Origin of the sequence: Streptomyces sp. NPDC004266 (assembly GCF_042874095.1) — a bacterium.
GTDB lineage: Bacteria > Actinomycetota > Actinomycetes > Streptomycetales > Streptomycetaceae > Streptomyces.
Genome location: NZ_JBIAMM010000035.1, coordinates 1 through 18,154 on the forward strand (window position 1 = coordinate 1; position 18,154 = coordinate 18,154).

Genomic DNA, 18,154 nt, shown 5'->3' on the forward strand with positions numbered 1-18,154 from the left:
AACACCACCGCAACGACCAGGAGCCTCGTCTCGTTGCACACCCCTGCTGACCTGCCATTTCACCCCACAGAGACAGGATGAAAACGGCTCAGTGACACTCAATACGTATGCGTCCATCGAACGGCTCGGCGATGAACCTGACTCACTACCAGAAAGTGAGTTCGAGAGCCGCCGAGAAGAGGTAGCGAATCAAGTGACCCTATTGGCTGACAGAGCCAAGAAGGCCGGCTCTGATCTGGGTGGGATCAAATCCCCAAAAGGTCATTCAGACGAGGTGGGGAAGCTCCTCAAGACAATGGAAGTCGGCAGCAATACGCTCTTCCAACTCGCATCTAACCTGAGGGCCACGACAACACCAAGCGAAGTCAAGGTACTCTATGACCAGCACCTAGAGAAATCTTATGCACTCGGAGACGAGCAGCGAGACCTGTTCCAGAAACTGGGCGCTAAACAGTGCATTGTGGATACATCGTAAGGCGACCGACACCACCCAGAAGGCCTTCGACTGGACCAGTCTTACCGACGGCGACCCCGGAGCCGAAATCCTCGGCTCTCCGGCCACCGCCCTGGACCTCGGGCCGGCGGAAGGCGAGAACGCCGCCTTCCTCGCCCGCGCCGGAGTGGAGGTCACCGCCGTCGACTTCTCCGCCGTACAGGTCGAACGCGCCCGCCGCTTCTGGGCCGACGAGCCCCGGCTCACCTTCGTCCACGCCGAGGCATGCGCTTTCCTCGACCAGGACACCCGCCGGTTCGACGCGATCTACTCGACCTGGGGCGCGGTCTGGTTCACCGACCCCGAGGAGCTGTTCCCGCGCGTCGCCGCCCGCCTCGCGCCCGGCAGCACCTTCGCCTTCTCGCACCGCGAACCGGCCGTCGGCCACTACGGCGCCCAGCAGATGGGCGGGAAGTGGCTGGAAGGCCGCGAGACCGAGCTGACCGTCTGGCGCTGGCAGTACGGCCCCGAACAGTGGGCCGACATCCTCAAGCGCCACGGCTTCACCACCGTCGCCGCGAAGGTGCTGCCCCACCCCGACCCGGCCGCCCTCGGCACGCTCCTCATCACCGCCCAGACCGCGCTCTGACCTATCGGCCTGCCGCCAGCCGAAAAGCCCCTGCCGGATCATCCCGGCAGGGGCTCGCCCGTACATCCACGTCACCAAGGGAGGGGGCCGGTCCCGAGCACGTGCGGGGACGCGGGACCGGCTGCGGCACCCGTCCTGGCGGGGTCCGTGACGACGGTACGGGGCAGCCGGTCCGTAAGCAGGTTCTGGTCCGCCATCAGAGCGGGCGGTTGTCCTGTCGGTTCGGTGGAGTGGCGTCGTTCAGGCAGCGTCGCTGTAGCCGAATCCGATGTTGTAGGACCACACTCGCTGGGCGCTGAGGAGCGGGGTCTTCCAGTCGCCTGTCCCCCGGTAGAGGGACATGTCGCCGTTACCGCGAATGGCGAGCAGGTCGGGGCGGCCGTCCTTGGAGACGTCTCCGGCGGCGATGAGGTGGCTGTAGGTGTTCCAGCCGCCGCCCACGCGGGTGCGCGGGGCGAATGTGCCGTCACCCTTGCTCAGGTGGCTCCAGAGAACGCCCGAGGTGTCCCGGGCGAGGAGGTCTCCGGCCGGACCGCCCGTGATGTCGCCGACGGCGGTGATGTCGTTGTAGATGCCCCAGCCGGTACCGATCTTCTTCCGGGCGGTGAAGGGGCTGGTGGCGTTGCCGGTCCCGGGGTGCAGCCAGAGAACGCCGGTCTTGTCGACGGCGAGGACATCCGGCCTGCCGTCGCCGGTCAGGTCGCTGCCTCCGGTGATCCGGTTGTAGACCTGCCAGCCGGTGCCGATCCTGATACGGCCGTAGAAGCCGCCCTTGCCGTTGCCAGCGTGGAGCCACAGCGTCCCGGAGGTGTCGCGGGTGAGGATGTCGCTCACGGTCGAGCCCCCGAGGTTGCCGACCGCCTCGGCCCGGTCGTAGACCTGCCATCCGGGACCGATGAATGCACGATGGTGCGAGTCCGTGTCCAGCTCACCGCCGAGATACGTGCTGTCGGTGCGCCACAGGCCGCCGGCGGAGTCCCGCTGGAGAAGATCGAAGGCGCCGTTGACGTTGAGGTCGTGCGCGGCGGGCTGGCGGACGAGCTTGAAGGAGCCGGAGGCCTGGGAGCCGAGCGGGGTGCCGTCAAGCGTGGTCGCCGTGATCGTCCAGGTGTAGTCGCCGTTGGGGACATCCCCCTTCTCGGTGTCGTGGGTGTCCCAGGAGAGGCGGAATGTGCTCGAATTCGTGGGCGTGCCCAGGAGGTCGGTGGTGGTGTGGCCGGTGCGGGTGTTGCGGATGACGACGGTGGCCAACGCGCCCCCCGTCAGTTCCCACTCCAGCCAGATGTACTGCCGGTTGGTCATGTCGATGACGGGCGGAACGGTGTGTCGGATGAGCGTGATGTCGTCCGCGGCCGAGGCGGCTGTGGCTGCCGGGGTGCCTACAGCGCCTGCGCCGAGCGTGAGGGACAGGACGGTGGCGAGGGCAGCGGCGAACCGCCGGGCGGCATGGGGGCGGGGCAATTCAGTTCTCCCTCAGACGCATCAGGTGCACCTTGCACCACACTCCTGTGACGCACGGGAAGGCGAAAGGTTGTACGAAGCCCCGTATGTTTTCCGGCCCGCAGCTTCCCGACCGGTCGTGCGGGAAGCGCGGTGGTCGGCTGGGACGCGGAGTGCAGCGATCGGCCAGCGCCGGCAGTGCGTGACGGTTGGGTCTGGGCGCCAGGCGCCCTGGCCACGGGGCTACGTTCAACAGGCGCTGCTGACCGGTCGGATCCTCCTTGCAGACCTGTTCGGTCAGCTGGGGTCGGTCTTGCGCAGGAGTGCCGCCAGTTCGTGGAGCACGGCGCTGAGGAAGGCGGGCGGGGGGACGTCGTGCATGGTGATGGCGGGCACGCTGGTGCCGATCTGCCGGTGCAGTGAGTCGTCGCCGATGCCCTTGTAGCCGGCCAGGGCTTTGGCGTGGCCCTTGTCGGTGCGCTGGAAAGGATGCTGGGCGGCGACCTGCTTGAAGTCGGTGTGTCCGAAGACGGGCGGGATGTGGTCGAGGACAGCGCGGATGAGGGCGGTGCAGGCGTAGGGGTTTTGGGCCTGGTGGTTGCTGTTGAGCTCGCGGCACAGGGCGAGGAGCTTGTGGGCCTTCCACTTCGTGTCGCGGGCGGCGTCTTCGAGGTCGGTGAGGAGCGCGGCGTCGAGGTAGGGCGGGTGTTCGGCGGCGGGGGTGGTGGCCGCGGTGTGGTTGCTGGCGAGTTTGACGGCGTCGGGGATGCGGGGGGAGGCCCGGAAGGCGCTTTCGTCGGCGATGGCGTGGTTGTGGGCGATGCGGGTGTACTGGGCGGCGTTGGCGGTGACGATCTCGCAGGTCTTGGCGACGTATTCGTCGAGGCTGAGGACGTCTCGGAAGTCCAGGACGCTGCGGGTGATTTCCAGCTTCCAGCCGCCGGTCTCGGTCGTGCCCTTGTTGCGTACGGCGAGGGCGGGTTCGTAGGACAGCAGCTCGGGGAGCGCGGCGAGGAAGTGAGTGCTGTGGGTGCCGAGAGTGTCGTAGTTGATGAGCGTCTGGTGCAGTTCCTCTGATTCCAGGGTGGCCGTGGGCTTGACGCCGAGGACGGTCTCCCTGGCGCTCAGGTAGGTCTTGACCATGGCCTGGAGGGCGGTGACGAAGGGGCGTCCCATGGCGGAGTCCACCGTGGCGTCGGCGAGGGAGGCGGCGATGGTGAGCCGTACGGTGTCGGTTTCGTCCAGGCGGCGAGGGATGCCGGTGGTGTAGCCGTAGCCGGCCGCGTAGGGGGCGTCGGCGCCGACGCGCGGGAGGGATCTGAGGACGTCTTCGACGTCGATGCGGGCGTGGTCGAAGCGGTACTGGATGTAGCCCCACTGCGGCCACGTGCCGGTCCTGGTCCAGACGTCGGCTATCACGGCGAGGAGGCGCCGCTGGTCCAGGCTGAGCGGTGCGTTGAGGAGCGGGTTCAAGCGGACCTCTTTGTGAGTGCGCACGGTGTGGGTCCCGGCGGTGGTGTGCGGGTGCGGGCACTCTATCGCCGTGATCTTCCATCCCGACGACCCAAATTTACGGAACAGAAAAGCCCTCCTCAGCCCACCACCCACCGCCGGACCCGGCCCCGCCCCACGCCCCCGCACTTTCCGTACGTACCCCAGCCCAAGGCTTCGGGAGAGCCGGAGTGGCTTGTCTGTTCCGTAAAGTTGAAGGTCAAAGGCCTATGGGGTTCCCAAAGCACGTGGGCCGGGCCCGCCGGCGGAAGTACCCTTGGCCCATGAACAGGCGACGCGGCACCGACCCCCCAGGGGAACCGCTCGGCTCGGACAACGGTCTCGACGCAGACCTGGGCCGCAAGAAGAAGCGCAGGTCCCAGCCGCGAGATCCGGTCGTCTCCTACCTCATCTCAGCCGTGCCCAGGGCGGGGATCGTCCCGAAGAAGCCCAAGAAGCCGAAGGCCGCCGCGGCGAAGAGCCAGAAGAACCCCGCCGACAGGAAACAGCCGAAGGCCGTCGACGCCAAACAGGTCGCGGCCCGCCTGAGGAGGGACGCGCACAACGCCAAGCTGGACGCCGCCCTCCAGGACTATGAGCGCCCCATGCCGGACGAGGTCGCCGACATCTTCATCGAGATCATCCGCACCCGGCCCCCTGCCTCCGGCCTGCCACCCCGTCCCCCTGCCTCCGGCCCGGCGCCCCGGCGGCGTCCGTGACCGATGCGATCCACTGGCGCGAAGCCGTGAAGAACCGGGACACCGTCGCGCTACGCAGGTTCACCTGCACGACCAAACGCGAGGGGAAAAAGGGTCCCCCGCCTCACGAAGACCAGGTCCAGCGGTACTTCCGGCAGCACGCCATCACCGCAGCCAACCGCTCCCGCGACCAGGGAAACGGTGGCCGCCTGATGATCGCCGAGGACTCCCTCGGCATCGCCGCCGCCTACACCCACCAGCGCCTCACCACCAAGCTCCCGCCCAAGGTCCTTCTTGCGCTCGGATTCATGGGCGCCGGAGAGGTCACGCGCGAGCTGTGCTTCCTCGCCGTGGCCACCCGCCACCGCAGCAAGGGGGGCGCCCTCGCCGACGATGCCGTCGCAAGGGCCCTGTACGACATCATCGACTGCGAGCCCGAGGCCGAACGGATCCATGTGTTCGGGCAGGTCGACTACAACAACAAGGCCAGCATGAAGATGCTGGAACGCTTCAACTTCCGTCAGCTCACGCAAGGCGTTCCCCCACCCACCGGCGATCAGCGCCTGGGCTGGTGGCTCCACGTCATCGACCCTCCCCCGTAGAGCACCACGAGCCACCCTCAGCTCACCCGGCTACCCTCGGCCGGGTGAGCACCGCCCCCCCCCCCCCCGCCCGCCCGCCCCCCGGCCGCCCCGGCGCCCCCGGCCCCCCCCCCCCCCCCCCCGCCCCCCCCCCCCCCCCCCCCCCCCCCCGGGCCCCCCGGGGGGGGGGCCCCACCGCCCCCCCCCCCCCGCGATCCTCGACGCCTGGCTCGCCGGAAGCTACGTCCGCGCCGACGGCCAACCCGTGGCCGGCCGCGCCTGGGACGACGACACCGTCTACCGGTACACCGCCGCCCTCGCCGAGTGGCCGGTCTACCCGCCCGGACGTGCGCCGTACGACCAGTCCTGGTTCGCCTACATCGGCCCCCGCGTCTGGCACTTCACCGCCGGTGACATCCGCGCCTGGGCCGACCAGCTCACCAACCAGGACGGCACCACCATGAGCGAGGCAGCCCGGGCCCGGGCCGCAAGCGCCGTCCGCTCCTTCTACAAGCACTGCGAGGACGCGCTCGGCGCCTCCTCCTGGAGGCTCCCCCGCCGCTCCCAGCTCGTCGGCTCCGTCCCCGCCAAGGAGCCGAAGCTGCTCTCGCGCGACCAGATGGAAGCGCTGCGCTCCGCCGCCGACGGCTACCGCGGCCCCATGCCCGAGCGCGCCCGCCTACCTCACCCTCGCAGGCCTGCGCCCCGGGCAGTCCATCGGCCTCTCCCTGCTCCAGATCCAGCGCGACGACCAGAACGCCCCCACCTGGCGCCTGCCCGCGAAGAACAACTCCGCCTCCGCCGTCGCCGCCCCCGCGCCGATCCCGCTCCCCGTCGTCTGGGCCCTCGACGACTACCTCCCCGTGCGGACCTGGAAGGCGCCCCACTCCACCGAGACCGCCGGCCCCGTGCTCGTCTCCCGGCTCGGCCGCGGTCTCGACCGGGTGACCTTCCCCAAGCTCATCCGGGCCGTCGCCGCCACCCACAAGTTCCTCGCCCAGGACGCCGCTGCCCTGTCGCCCGACGTCATCGCACGCTCCCCCACACCGTTCGCCACCTGACCACGAGCCAGGATCCAGCGTCCGCAGGCCGCCACGACACCCCCATACATGAGCAGCTTGGGGCAATCCGGACACTCATTATGTTGCCGCGATTATTAGAGCGCGATGCTTATTGGCCGTTCGATGTGTACATTGGTGGGGTGCAGTGCACTAATCAGTGCATTAGCCAGTGCATTAACTTGGTCGCTAATGTTCCGTCACGGAGCACATTGCCGGTCCCGCTGAATGGGTAACGACGCTGGGGCCCGCCGCAATGGTGCACGACGGACCCCAGCCGACGACTGGCCGGGCTCGATGCAAGCGAGCCCGGCTGGTCGTCACCCCTTCGGGAGGAAGGGGACCACCAGCTGCACGAACGGGGCGAGCGCTGCAGCGACGCGCAGAGCCAGAGCTCCGCGCTTCTTCCAACGGTCTCGACGTCGTGGGCCGGGTTCTTGCGTGGAGCACATGATGTGCCCCCCTTCCTTGTAGGCAAGGACTGCGCGTGTACTGCCCCCCGTGTGGCAGCTCGGGGAGATCCCCGAAGTGCCCTTCGAGAGGCAGGACCAACGCCCCCATAAACCCGGGGCACGCAAGGGTTCGAGCTTAACCGGCGTGAAAGACCTCAGGAGACCAAACTCTTCAGAAACTTGATCCCCCGCTCGTTTTCCGGCTCGGTCACATCGTCGCCCTCAGGCGCGACAAGTCCGTAGTTACGTCAGTCCGCGAACCGCTGTCGGAAAGCGCCCCTCGGGCCGGGTGATCAACGTTTGATGCGTCCTCGGATGGCAAGGACAGCGAGGGCAAGGAGGGCGGGTTCGAGGAGGCGGGAGGTCATCTCGATGTAGGTGCCGGTGGTGGTGAGGTCCTGGCCGCTGGAGCGGAAGACCACGGAGTTGAGCGTGACGTTCAGAGCCTTGTCGAAGCGCTTGCTGGTGAACCTGTCCCCGGTGGGGTTCTTCACGTCCTGCTTGTCGATGACGAAGGTGACCGTGCCGCCGCCCGCCGGAACGGTGCCCGTGGCTTCCTGCTTCGGCGACGACATCGGCAGGCCGAAGGCCATCAGCAGCACGATGGTGGCGAGCATGGCCGCGGCGAGCCAGCCCAGGGCACGGCCGGCGCGCAGGCCGTAGCCGGAGAGCAGCCAGTAGGCCCACAGCAGACGGCGTTCGGCCTTCGGGGTGCCGGTGCGGTCGTGGCGGCGCATCTCGCACTCGCCGTAGTAGAAGTCGGCGGTACCGGGTTCGTTCTTACCGTCCTCGAACGCCTTACGGAGCTGCCGGTACAGCGGGGCGACGTCGTCGGGGTCAGGGGTCCGGGCGGGGTCGGGGTGATGCGGGCCGGTACGCCACCGACGGGGCTCGGGCGGGGCGCCAGCAGGCACGGGGGGCTGTCCGGCGGTCTGCGCCCGCCAGTGCTGCTCCTCGGCCAGCGTGCGCCGGCGGGTCCAGCGGACCGGGGCTATGCCCTTGCGATGCCAGCCGGTGGGGGTGGAAGCGAGGGTGGTGCGGCCTTCCAGACGGAGCTGGTCAAGGTGGAAGGCCCCGGAAAACAGGCAGTCCGACAGGTCGGTGTCGGTCAGCACCAAATGCGCGGCGTCCACGCCCTGTACTGATATCACCCGCACTGGCTCGTTCCCCGGCAGCATGCTCTCGTCGGGGATCGTGCCATTAGCGGTGGTGAACGGGGTGGGGTGAGCGGTGATGGCGAGAGGGGCCTCTGGCACCGCATGCCCGAGATCCACAGAAGCATGGCGAACCCGGACGGTCGCGGTCGACTGCCAATGAGTCCGCGTACACAGCACCTGCCTCGCGGAGACCTCTAGCGTGACCGGAGCCCCGAAAACCGCCCTCGATAAATCCACAGTCCCTCCGCACACCACCGGCCCCCACACCGAAGCCGCCAAGAACTGCGCCTCGCTGAAGTCGACGTTGCCGGAAAACCGCGCCCCCTCGAACGCAACGTCGCCGGAGAACCGCGTGCGGTCGAACCAGGCGATGCCAGAGAGCTGCGCCTGGCTGAAGCTAGCGAGACCGGAGAACTGCGCCTCGCTGAACTCGGCGCCGTCACAGAATTGCGCCGCGTGGAAGTTGGCGTCACCGAAGAACTGCGCATCGGGCAACCAGACCTCGCCGGAGAAGCGCGCCTCCCTGAAGGCAGCGGTGTCGGAGAACTGCGTCCAGCCAAAGCGGGCTTCGTCGCAGAACCACGCCTCGCTGAACCAGGCCCTCCCGAAGCGGGGGCGCTCGGTGGCGGGGTCGCGGACGGCCTGGAGCAGGCGGCCAAGGAGGTCTGCAGTGATAGGGGTGCCGCGGAGGTCGATGTCGGCGCCGGGGGCCAGGCTGGCCAGGTAGGCGTCGCGGTCGGTGTCGGTCAGGTGAGCAAGGCAGGCGGTGTGGCCGTCGATGTGGACGCCGCGGCAGCCGACAGGATCGGTGAGGTCGGCGCCGTGAGCGCAGTACAGCCACGCCGATGCCGACGAAGGTGGGGTGCTCATGGGGTGACGACTCCAAGAGGGAAAAACGCCGGGCAGCGGCCCGGCCTTGGCGGCCGGGCCGCTGCCGAAAGGGACAGCAACAGAGCTACCGGGTGCGTCCGCGCCCGGTCTCGGGTCCGTCCGGCCGGTGGGGTGGGGGCGAGTAGGACTCCCAGTGCCAGGACGATGACGACGGTCAGTTTCTCGTCGAAGCGGCTGCGGGCCTCCGTGCGCCGCCGAAGCCGCCAAATGACGACGACTGCGAGCAGCACCGCCACATTGATGGTCACCAACCGCCCCGACCTCCCGCCGATCGGCTTCACCCCATGGACGGCTGGATGTTGCCGCCAGCCTTCTTGTGTAGCGGTGCCTCGGTGATGTTGGGGGTGGGTTGCCGACGAATGGCACAAAGCCATCGGACCTGGCCGAATAGCGCGCGGCGGGGCACTTCGGCCGTCACGGCTCGCTCGGTCGGCGCGCCTTACACAGCCGGTAGTCCTGTCCTCCGCGCGGTCCGATGTTCGCGGCGGTCCGCTGGCGGGCCCTGGCTGGGTTCATGAGGTAGAGCCGCAAATGGGGGCTGTATCTCTCCGCTGCTTTCGGGCTGTTGTAGTCGTGGTGCTCGTGCGCCCGCTTTTGCAAGGCCGGGTCGTACGCCTCCCCTGGCGGGCGCACGTGGTCGGTGGGCATCTGTCGGCAAACGTGGGCACAGGTCGTCCGGTGCAGGTCGGCGGCCTCTCAAAACCTCGTCGCAGAACTTCACGAAGAGGCAGGTGGTGGCTGCTGGCTGAGCCAGCGCCGGATGGCCTGTTCCTCCTCGTCGCGTCCGAGGTAGGCGAGGATGTCTGCTTGGAGGGCGAGTACGGCGTACAGCTGCGGAAGTAAGTGCGGCTGGGAGGGCACCAGACGGCGGTAGAGCTCGATGGCCTCTCCCGTGGCGTCGAGTGCTTCGGAGAGGTCTTCCCAGTGCGCTGTGTGGGTGGCAAGGCCGCAAAGTGCAGTCGCCAGGGCTGCTTCGTGTGCAGCCGGCTTGCTGGCCGCGAGCCTCTTGTAGATGGAAACGGCCTCCTTGACCGTGGGGATGGCTTCGGCTCCCCTGTCGGCCTCCGACAGTCGGTTGCTCAGGTTGGACAACGACCGGGCGAGATCCGGTTCGTGGGCGTCAGGGTTGTCAGCGACGGCCTTTCGGTAGTGCGCGACGGCCTCTTGGGAGAGAGTGAGAGCTTCGGCTTGCTGGCCGACCTGGGCCAGACGATTGCTCAGATTGGACAGTGCCATGGCGAGGGTCGGCTCGTAGGAGGCGGGGCTTTCGGCCGCGAGTCTCCGGTAGATGCTCACGGCTTCCTGCTCGGCAACCAGCGCTTCATTCCGTTCACCGCACTGTGCCAGGTGTGATCCCAGATTGGTCAACGCACTGGCGAGTGCTGGCTCGTACCCAGCCGGGTCGGCGGAGACCAGCCGACGCCGGATCTCCACCGCCTGTCTGGCCACAGCCATAGCCTCGGAGTGTCTGGCTGAGCGGGACAGGACGGACCCCAGGTTGGACAGTGCCAGGGCAAGACCTGACTCGTGGGCGGCCGGATCACCGGCAGCCAGACGACGCAGGATCTCCACCGCCTCTCCTGTTGTTGCTGCTGCCTCGGCCTGCAGGCCGTCTCCCGACAGAGCGACGCCGAGGTCGGTCAGCGATCTGGCAAGATCCGGCTCATGGACGGCCGGGGCGTCGGCGGCCAGACGGCGCTGGATTTCGACGGCCCGGCGTGCAGCGGTGGCTCCTGCGGCCCAACGGCCGAGGTCCGTCAGGCGACTGCTGAAGTTGTTCAAGGCCCGTGCCAGGTCCGGCTCGTACGCGCCTGGGTGTTCCTCTGCGAGCATTTGGTAGATGGACACCGCCTGCTCGGTCACGGAAAGCGCCACGCCGTGACTGCCCAGGATGCTGTGCTGACGGCCGAGGTTGACCATCGCATTGGCCAGCGCGGGCGCGAACGCTTCCCAGTCATCCTCCGCCAGCTTCCTGTAGATCTGCATGAGGTTGAAGGTGAACCTCGCAGTGAGCGGTGCGGTGATGCGGGACAGGTCAGATAGCGCGATGGTGACGGACTGCACTACCTCGAGCGTGAACTTGACGGCGTACAGGGCGTCGTCAAGGACCTGGAGAAGCTGCTGGCCTGTCTCGGTGCGGCCGGCGTTGTGGTGGGCGGTGACTGCGCGGGCAAGGATCAGAATCAGCTGCACCTGCTGCCCGGGCGCCGCTGCCTCGAGGAGGCCGGGCAGGCTGATCCAGCCGTGCGACACGGCCCGCGACGCATGGAATTCGGCGATGCGGTCGGGCTGGAGAGCTCCCCAGTAGCGGTCCGGCTCGGCGGGGTACAGAGCGGCCAGCCAGGCGACCACCCGTGCTGTTTTCTCCTCGGATAGACCGGGGATCGTGGCGATGACAGCCGCGGCCTCGGTCATGCGGGTGGCTCCGCAAAGGGCGGAGACGGCGACTGCCGAGCCCAGGGTGGGTGTGGGCAGGTTCAGTTTGAAGGCGGGAGTTTCTGCGCTGTCCTCCCAGAACCGCCCCTCATGCTGGAGAAGGGCCTCCTCCGCCAGCGCTCCGGCCGCGCTGTCGACTGGTGCCGGACCGTGCTGCAGCAGGGCGACCAGAGCCGTCATCTGCAGGGTGAGGACATTGTCGTAGCGACGGTTGCCGAGGTCATGGGGAGGCTGGAGTGCTTCGGCGAGCGCAGCCCAGTCGCATGCGGGCAGCGTACGCACGTGGGGTAACAGCCGGGCGATGTCCCGAGCGGCCTGGGTGAACGCTTCGACGCGGTCCTGGACAGGTGAGCTGCGTGGCATCAGGGGAGTGAGCTGCCTGACGGGTGCCGAGGCGAGAAGGCTGCGGGTGACCGGCGTGGCGCTCAGCGCGTCTGTGCGCCACGCCCCGTCGGAGCGGGCGAGCAGCAGAAGCCGTACGCGGTGGCGGGAGCGCTGCAGTTGGGTGAGCAGACGGCGCAGCAGGCGGGGGCGGGTCTCGGCGTAGTCGACGACAACCAGCAGCGGCAGGGACGTGGTCAGGACGGTGAAGTCGGGTGGGGAGTCGTGGTCGGTGAGGTCGGAACGCAGGTGCCCTGTGGCCCATCCCCTGCGGCTGAGGTGGTTGGTGAGATGGCGGGCCAGGCGAGTCTTGCCCTGACCCCCGGGCCCAGTCAGCACCTGGACCGTCACAGCGACCGGGCCCTCCTCACACCAGATGAGCAGCTGGGCGAGCTCGTTCGTACGGCCATGGAAGCCGACGGCTTCGGCGTCAGCGCGCAGCAATGCGGCAGGCGAGTTGAGGTCCCGCTCGGACGCGGCGGGGCCGAACAGCGCGGCAGTTTCCAGGGGCTCGAGCGCTGCCTCCCAGCCGCAGTGCTCAGTGAGCAGAGCCCGGAAGGCGTCATCCGCCAGGAGGGCTGCGGCGGGCGTCGCGGTCAGACGGGTGCCGCCGACTGCTTGACGGTCGCGGCGGACGATCCCGCACAGCAGGTCACCGCCCAGGCCATCGTCGCTCAAGACGGCCGCCCCCGACATCCCGGACCAGCGGCTGGCCGAGCCCGAGAGTGTGTGGGGCAGCACCGGGTCGGCACTGGATATTTCGTACCGTCCGCCAAGCGTTCCTGTTCCGGGGGCAATGTGCCCGGTGAGCTGCTCGTCAAGGCGACGGCCGTCGTCCGGGTCTCGCTGCATGCGGGGGAATCCGGACAGAGTGACGGGGTGGCGCCGAGTACCGATGAGGACACCGAATCGCTGGGGCGGGCGGGTGTGCATCTCGATGAGGGACTCCGGTGTCTGCCAGCCGTGACCGTCATCAACCTCGATCAGCGCGGCGTCCACGCGGTCGTCTGAGACCACCCACCTCACTGTGGCAGGGAACTCCCTGTCATCCGCGTCCGGCCGGGACACGGTGAGCGCGTCCCGTACTGTCCCAGACATGTCGTCCAGGACGTGTGCAGCGGTGAGCACCAGGCGCGGCGCAATGAGATAGCCGGAACCGAACCCTCGTCGGTCCGTGCCGGCCTTGCGGACGCGGATCTGCACCCTGCGATCGAGCTCCACGACATCCCCCTGTCCGTAGCTGTCAGACGCTTCACGGGCGGCTACGGGGCCTACTACTCCTCGTCGCTGACGTCGATGTCGCCACCGTCCGGCCTACGCGGCTGGAGCACCACGGTGACTGTGTGGGTCGTCTTCTGGGTGTTCTCCTTCTTGCCGCCCAGGCTGACGACGCTCCACCTGAGTCCGCCGTTCACCCCGCCGGTGCGGGTCAGTTCCAAGCCTAATTGCAATGTGATCTCACCCAGAGTCAGCAGTACACCCTTGTGTTCGCCGCCTGCGGACTCAGAGCCGCCGATCCGGCTCTGGGCCTCGGCGATCTGGTCCCGCAGCAGCGTGATCGCGTCCGCCAGATCCATCCACTCCTGGTCGCCTCCAAATGTGTTACCCATGGCGCCCCCCGGCTCTTGGCTGCACCCCGCCGTTCGGTGACGGGTACCTGCTCCGGCCTGACGATAGCCTCGCGTGGCAGATGTCATGCCTGGTTTCCGCTAAAGAGCCGGGACGGTTCGGACCGGTCCGTCCACAGGCGGTAGAGCTGGTCGAGGTCTTGCAGTGGCCTGCTGCGGGGCTGCCCCGCCGCGAGGCCGCTTGACTCGACTGAGCAGCTCTGTTTGTCGGTGGTGGGCAGGGTGCCGCAGGTCATGAGGAGTTCCCACAGGTGGGCGGCGGCTCGCCAGGGCTGGAGAGAGTGGAAGGCTTCGTGGATCAGCTCGATGTCGCCTTTGCCGAGCCTCTGGAGGAGGTCAGCGATGGAGCCAAATTTCCCTCTGCGCCTGTGGAGCCAGGCAAGGCCGGATAGCTACCGTCATGACCGCGCTCCGAACAGGTCGTTCAGCGTTCCGCACGCTTCCTGTGGGGAGATCCGGAGAGGGCTGTACGGTCACCGGCGAGGCGAGCGGAGAAGACCCGCAGCTCCGTCACCCGGCCGTCCGTGTCCCCGATCCGGTTTGTGACCAGCGGCAGCATCCACGTCCCTACCGAGACGCATATGCCCTCCTCGCGTAGGTCGACCAGCTTGCGGATCTCCTCATCAGGCGGCACTGCGATATTCACGGCCCGTATGCGGCGGCCCGGGCCAGAGCGGAGGTCCACCGTCTGGTCCAGGAGGCGCTGCTCGCCGGCGGCCTGGTGGACCAGGCGGTGGAGGACGACGCCGCTCTCGTGGTGAGCGAGCTGGTCGGCAACGCCGTGCGGCACGCCGGCGGTGTGTGTTCCCTGGACCTGTCGCTCGAGCCGGACGGCCTCGACATCGACGTCAGCGATTCCAGTCCCGAAACGCCCCGCCCGAGGGCGACCGACACGACCAGCGAAGGCGGCCGGGGCTGGGGCATCGTCGCCCGCCTGACCAGCGAACTGAGCGTGCAGGGTGATGGGCGCGGCAAGACCGTACACGCCCACATCGACCAGGCTCACTGGCCCCGCCCGGTGCGGGGTGCACACCAGCCGCATCCGAAGCGCCCTCGCGCTCCACCCGGCACCGGCACCGAGATACCCCCCCCCGCATGGTCATTCCACCGGGCAGGGCCTCTAAACCGGACCACACCCGTCCCACCAACCCCATGCCGCCCGTACTGTTATGCGCCCCCGTAGAGGACACTGTCCGACCCGCGCCCGATGCTCACCGCTCTTGACGGTCTCCGCTCGCATCCAAGAGCCGGGGCGCGGTTTCCTCCAGCAGAAGCCTCAGCACACGGTGAAATCCACTCCTCACATAACGACCAGACGTCATTCCCTCGGGTCCAGGGCGCCGACGCCGGTGCCGATGTACTCGCGCGGAGTCAGCGAGAGGAGGGTGGCGCTGATGCCGGCGCGCTCGGCCAGGATCACCGAGGCGGCCGGGTGCGCGACCCGCCAGTCCATGCCCGCCCAGGCGATGCCCATCAGGGCGTGCTCGCGGGTGAAGTCCTCCACGGTGATGAACCGGCGCTGCAGCACATGCTGCCCGGCACCGCGGCTCTCCCGCTCGGCGGCCACGGCCGACATCGCGGGGACCACGAGTTCGGCGTGCCCGTAGCTGGCCTCGACATACAGACCGTTGAGGAACTCATCCCCTTTGGCCAGCGCCTGCACGCAGGTGTGGTCGAGCAGGACGCGAATCACGCGGCGCGGCCCTCGCCCTGCAGATCCTGGAGGAACTTCTGGGCCCGGCGCCGGGCCTCGTCCGACACCGTCACCCCGGTCGTCTGTCGGATCTCCTCCATCGCCAGGCGCGCCCGCTCCTCACGTTCCTGCTGTGTCAGCTCCCGGGTCACCAGTTCCTCGAGGAGGTCGTTCATCGTCGTGCCGCGCTCACGGGCCAGCGTCCGCAGCCGGTCGCGCACGTCCTTGGTCGTTTTGATGCTCGTGTCCTGGTCCGCCATACACCCCATTCTACCGGGAGTAGAGGAAGGTGGGACGGGTAAACCGCCTGCTTTCCCGGCACGAAACCTGACAGTGACCGACAGCGGTCTTGCCCGGGCTCCGCACCGTTCTTCACTATCTGTAATCAAACAGATAGTGCGGGGCCGGGGCGGCGCCAGGGACACCCAAGGCCACGGGGGTCAGGGCGAAGACCAACGGCGCCGGAAGTACATCGCGCGGCGCTGGCGCGGCCGTCCAGGATGGCGCAACTCAAGCCGGGCGTGGCATCACACTCAGGACAGGCGACATCCTTGACCCGCCCCACGGAAGAGGCGCACTGCGGCTGTGAAGACGGTCGCTGCGGGGTCGGTTCGAGGCGTGTGCGCCGGGTGCTGATGATCAGCTTGAGCCGTTCCTCGTGAGGGAGCAGCCGCCGCGGCGCGGGCCCGAAGGATCGCGGCGATGTGAATGGCTTCGTTGGCCTGGTCTTGAGTGGTGCTGTGGCTGGCGTACAGTTGGGCCTTCCGACGCGGGGTGGAGCAGCTCGGTAGCTCGCTGGGCTCATAACCCAGAGGTCGCAGGTTCAAATCCTGTCCCCGCTACTGAAGTGACGTGAGGCCCGGATCCTATGGATCCGGGCCTCACGCGTACGCCTGCGTCTCAAACTGTCGGTCCGGTTCTCGTCGCCCGGGCCGGCGATGCCTCCCCTGCCGTGCAGGAGGCAAAGATCCCTCGCTACACGATGAAGGACCGAAGCGGTTCTGCGGAATCGGCATCAGTGAGCCGGGAGGCGCCGCGGCCTGCCGTACCTGCAGCAGGCGGAGCGCTCAGGGCTGACGGCGGTCACGCAGGGAGTCCTTCACCCCGCGGGCCTGCTCCTTGCCCTTGTCCGCGACCTCGCGGGTCTTGCCCTTGACCTGGTCGGTCTTGCCTTCGGCCTTCATCCGCTCGTTCCCGGTCGCCTTGCCGGCGACCTCCTTGGCCTTGCCCTTGGCCTGTTCCATCTTGCCCTTGGCCTTCTCAGCCATGAGAAAAGCTCCCTTTTACGAAGAACGGTCGGTCGATGGACAAGCTAGAACAGAACAGAGCATCTCGCGCGCGGGGCCCGGAGGCCGTTCTGTCGATCGGGGGCAGCGCCGAGCGCCCGCCGCACCATTGGGGCGGTCTGGAGCCGGTAGACCATCCGAGGGCACAGGCCGGAGAGGTCGAGCGAGACCACCGGGTCCTGGCCGTCGACACCCAGGAGCCACCGCGCAGCCGCGCGGTCTGCCGGGTCCGGACCGACCAGCAACGCCGACTCATTACTGCCGAACTGCCGAAGGAATCTTTCACCCGATCGACGCCATCACCGCCGACCTCGCCCGTCGCCCGCCTGCCCCGTAAACAGGAACCATCACGGCACGGCACGGCGCCGCAGGTCTGGTGGTCTCAAGGCCGGGGCCTTTGCATGAGATGACGGCCTTGCTGATCACCGCCCCAGACACGGCGGTGGTGATGCCGCGACGCTGCAGAGACCTCCTGGACAGACGGCTCAGCGGCATGGCATCGATCGTGGGGACGACCAGCTCCTCGAGCGGATCGAAGTCGTCGGCAGGCTGCCGCTGGTTGGGGACCGACGGGACGAGTCCGGTGTCATCCAGCGGTTCGAGACGCTCCTGCGCCCGCAGCGTGTCGATCGCCAGGTTCCGCGACGTTCTGCGCAGGTAGGCAGCCAGCTGTACCTCCGGACCGAGTTGGCTGCTCATGGCCTTCCTCGCCACCTTCAGGTACGCCTCGTGGGCGACGTCCTGGCACGCCTGGTACGAGAGCCGGCGGTTGGTCTTCCTGCGCAGGATCCGCGGCTCCGCCTCCATGAACGTCTCGTAGCAGTCCCGCAGCCGCTGGAGCAGGTCCGCGTCGACGACCGGGCGGGCCGCCCCCGGGGCCTGGTCATCCGCTACCACGGGCGGTGCTCCTTCGCCGACGGCAGCGCTTGATCCATGCCGTCGGCCTCGCCCACCCGCACAATCACCGACACCGCAGTGCGCGAGACCTGGGTCATGCCGATCTCGACATGAACGAAACAGGAGCCATGCCCCGGACGCTCGATGCGCGCGGGCACAGCTTCGCCGAAGACAGGGTGCTGCGTCATCCGGGCACCGCGCTGTCGCCGGTCCCAGTACACCTGCACCACGGCGGCCGCCGTCTGCACGGCAGCCGCGATGGCCGGGGCGAGCCCGGCCCAGTCCAAGGACGACATCATGGGAGTCGCTCTCCATCTGAGGTATCAGAGGCGCGTGGGATGCGCCTTCGCCTTCTTGACGGTCGAGCCTGCCCTGTTCTCCTGCCGGGATCGGAAAAAACCGAAACTGTCCGGAGTGACGATAGGGCTGATCATTTCTGAACGGTTCGCCCTCATGGGCGCCATGCGTCACGCCCGAAGGCGCACGGTGCCTCCGCGGTCACCCACCAGAGAAGCCTCGCGCCGCTGGGGCAGGAGACTCCGGCAGATCTGGGTACGAGGGGTTCGGACCGGCCGGACGTCTTGCCGTGCGGGAGAGTACGCGGGCTGCATCATTACTGCCGGAGCACCCCGATTTCTTGCCGACAGGACTCGCCAACCCGCCTGTCCCGACAGGTCTTCACCGACCTTCAGGATGGATCTGAAGGACCGCCCACCTGGATGCCGTCCCGCGCGAGGGCGGCCGGCTGCCTTCCCGACGTCGGCTCGCCCAGGACTTTCAGGCGGGCGGAGCCGGCCGGATTTGAACCGGCGTCCTCGCGATTTTGGAGACCGCGCGCGTCCACCTCTGCGCTACAGCTCCGCCCAGCCATGATCGTACGAGACTGAGTGAGCCGTTTTCATCCTGAATAGCCGCAGGTCATCAGCGTGTGGACGGCCTGAACGATGGTGCTGATGCGGCGGGTGGAGCATCTGGCTCGCCGG

The 18,154-nt window shown here is 68.2% G+C and carries 16 protein-coding genes, 2 tRNA genes and 1 pseudogene; 7 read left to right on the forward strand and 12 right to left on the reverse strand.

Going from position 1 to position 18,154, the window contains the following annotated elements; translation table 11 throughout:
- Both ACFYUZ_RS38740 and ACFYUZ_RS38745 read left to right on the forward strand, forming a co-directional pair.
- A partial coding sequence (locus ACFYUZ_RS38740) for a hypothetical protein (protein WP_389317786.1) occupies positions 1 to 475 on the forward strand: 475 nt, incomplete at its 5' end.
- On the forward strand, positions 459 to 1,082 hold the full coding sequence (locus ACFYUZ_RS38745) for a methyltransferase domain-containing protein (RefSeq protein ID WP_389317789.1): 624 nt from the start codon (positions 459 to 461) through the stop codon (positions 1,080 to 1,082). The genes ACFYUZ_RS38740 and ACFYUZ_RS38745, both read left to right, overlap by 17 nt.
- A gap of 240 nt (positions 1,083 to 1,322) precedes the next feature.
- On the opposite strand, the gene ACFYUZ_RS38750 is transcribed toward ACFYUZ_RS38745, so the two are convergent.
- Positions 1,323 to 2,543, reverse strand: coding sequence for an FG-GAP-like repeat-containing protein (locus ACFYUZ_RS38750; RefSeq protein ID WP_389317792.1), 1,221 nt, complete (start codon positions 2,541 to 2,543; stop codon positions 1,323 to 1,325).
- Positions 2,544 to 2,819: 276 nt separating this feature from the next.
- Positions 2,820 to 3,995 carry a hypothetical protein gene (locus tag ACFYUZ_RS38755; RefSeq protein WP_389317795.1) on the reverse strand — a complete coding sequence of 392 codons (1,176 nt, stop codon included), beginning with the start codon at positions 3,993 to 3,995 and terminating at the stop codon, positions 2,820 to 2,822.
- A 302-nt stretch (positions 3,996 to 4,297) separates the two neighbouring features.
- On the opposite strand from ACFYUZ_RS38755, the gene ACFYUZ_RS38760 reads away from it, so the two are divergent.
- The 3 genes from ACFYUZ_RS38760 (at position 4,298) to ACFYUZ_RS38770 (ending at position 6,353) form a co-directional block, all read left to right on the forward strand.
- Positions 4,298 to 4,732 (forward strand): hypothetical protein, encoded by a 435-nt coding sequence (locus ACFYUZ_RS38760; RefSeq protein ID WP_389317798.1) that lies wholly within the window; start codon positions 4,298 to 4,300, stop codon positions 4,730 to 4,732.
- Positions 4,729 to 5,313, forward strand: coding sequence for a hypothetical protein (locus tag ACFYUZ_RS38765; protein WP_389317801.1), 585 nt, complete (start codon positions 4,729 to 4,731; stop codon positions 5,311 to 5,313). The genes ACFYUZ_RS38760 and ACFYUZ_RS38765 overlap by 4 nt, the downstream gene beginning before the upstream one ends.
- Before the next feature lie 842 nt (positions 5,314 to 6,155).
- Positions 6,156 to 6,353, forward strand: a complete 198-nt coding sequence (locus tag ACFYUZ_RS38770) for a hypothetical protein (RefSeq protein WP_389317804.1) — start codon at positions 6,156 to 6,158, stop codon at positions 6,351 to 6,353.
- 742 nt (positions 6,354 to 7,095) lie between these two features.
- Here the strand turns inward: ACFYUZ_RS38770 and ACFYUZ_RS38775 are convergent.
- The 3 genes from ACFYUZ_RS38775 to ACFYUZ_RS38785 all read right to left on the reverse strand — a co-directional run bounded on the left by ACFYUZ_RS38775 (position 7,096) and on the right by ACFYUZ_RS38785 (position 13,244).
- Positions 7,096 to 8,829 (reverse strand): pentapeptide repeat-containing protein, encoded by a 1,734-nt coding sequence (locus ACFYUZ_RS38775; RefSeq protein ID WP_389317807.1) that lies wholly within the window; start codon positions 8,827 to 8,829, stop codon positions 7,096 to 7,098.
- A 738-nt stretch (positions 8,830 to 9,567) separates the two neighbouring features.
- A complete protein-coding gene (locus tag ACFYUZ_RS38780; RefSeq protein ID WP_389317810.1) occupies positions 9,568 to 12,888 on the reverse strand; it encodes a tetratricopeptide repeat protein in 3,321 nt (1,106 codons plus the stop codon).
- Between the two features lie 53 nt (positions 12,889 to 12,941).
- Positions 12,942 to 13,244, reverse strand: coding sequence for a trypco2 family protein (locus tag ACFYUZ_RS38785; protein ID WP_389317813.1), 303 nt, complete (start codon positions 13,242 to 13,244; stop codon positions 12,942 to 12,944).
- Between the two features lie 784 nt (positions 13,245 to 14,028).
- Here ACFYUZ_RS38785 and ACFYUZ_RS38790 point away from each other — a divergent pair.
- Positions 14,029 to 14,478 carry an ATP-binding protein gene (locus ACFYUZ_RS38790; protein ID WP_389317816.1) on the forward strand — a complete coding sequence of 150 codons (450 nt, stop codon included), beginning with the start codon at positions 14,029 to 14,031 and terminating at the stop codon, positions 14,476 to 14,478.
- Between the two features lie 135 nt (positions 14,479 to 14,613).
- On the opposite strand, the gene ACFYUZ_RS38795 is transcribed toward ACFYUZ_RS38790, so the two are convergent.
- Positions 14,614 to 14,988, reverse strand: coding sequence for a PIN domain-containing protein (locus ACFYUZ_RS38795; protein WP_389317819.1), 375 nt, complete (start codon positions 14,986 to 14,988; stop codon positions 14,614 to 14,616).
- Entirely contained in the window at positions 14,985 to 15,248 is a 264-nt protein-coding gene (locus ACFYUZ_RS38800) for a hypothetical protein (RefSeq protein ID WP_389317822.1), read from the reverse strand. Before ACFYUZ_RS38800 ends, ACFYUZ_RS38795 begins: the two co-directional genes overlap by 4 nt.
- Positions 15,249 to 15,756: 508 nt before the next feature.
- Between ACFYUZ_RS38800 and ACFYUZ_RS38805 the strand changes: the two genes are divergently transcribed.
- Positions 15,757 to 15,830 (forward strand) — tRNA-Met (locus tag ACFYUZ_RS38805).
- A gap of 225 nt (positions 15,831 to 16,055) precedes the next feature.
- Here the strand turns inward: ACFYUZ_RS38805 and ACFYUZ_RS38810 are convergent.
- The 5 genes and pseudogenes from ACFYUZ_RS38810 to ACFYUZ_RS38830 form a co-directional block, all read right to left on the reverse strand.
- Positions 16,056 to 16,256: a CsbD family protein gene (locus ACFYUZ_RS38810; RefSeq protein ID WP_389317825.1), complete on the reverse strand. Its 201-nt coding sequence runs from the start codon at positions 16,254 to 16,256 to the stop codon at positions 16,056 to 16,058.
- Positions 16,257 to 16,556: 300 nt separating this feature from the next.
- Entirely contained in the window at positions 16,557 to 17,171 is a 615-nt protein-coding gene (locus ACFYUZ_RS38815) for an RNA polymerase sigma factor (protein ID WP_389317828.1), read from the reverse strand.
- Positions 17,165 to 17,470, reverse strand: coding sequence for a hypothetical protein (locus tag ACFYUZ_RS38820; RefSeq protein WP_389317831.1), 306 nt, complete (start codon positions 17,468 to 17,470; stop codon positions 17,165 to 17,167). Before ACFYUZ_RS38820 ends, ACFYUZ_RS38815 begins: the two co-directional genes overlap by 7 nt.
- 487 nt (positions 17,471 to 17,957) lie before the next feature.
- Positions 17,958 to 18,032: transfer RNA gene (locus tag ACFYUZ_RS38825), tRNA-Trp, on the reverse strand.
- 37 nt (positions 18,033 to 18,069) lie between these two features.
- Positions 18,070 to 18,154, reverse strand: a pseudogene (locus tag ACFYUZ_RS38830) (IS5/IS1182 family transposase); the annotation flags it as partial.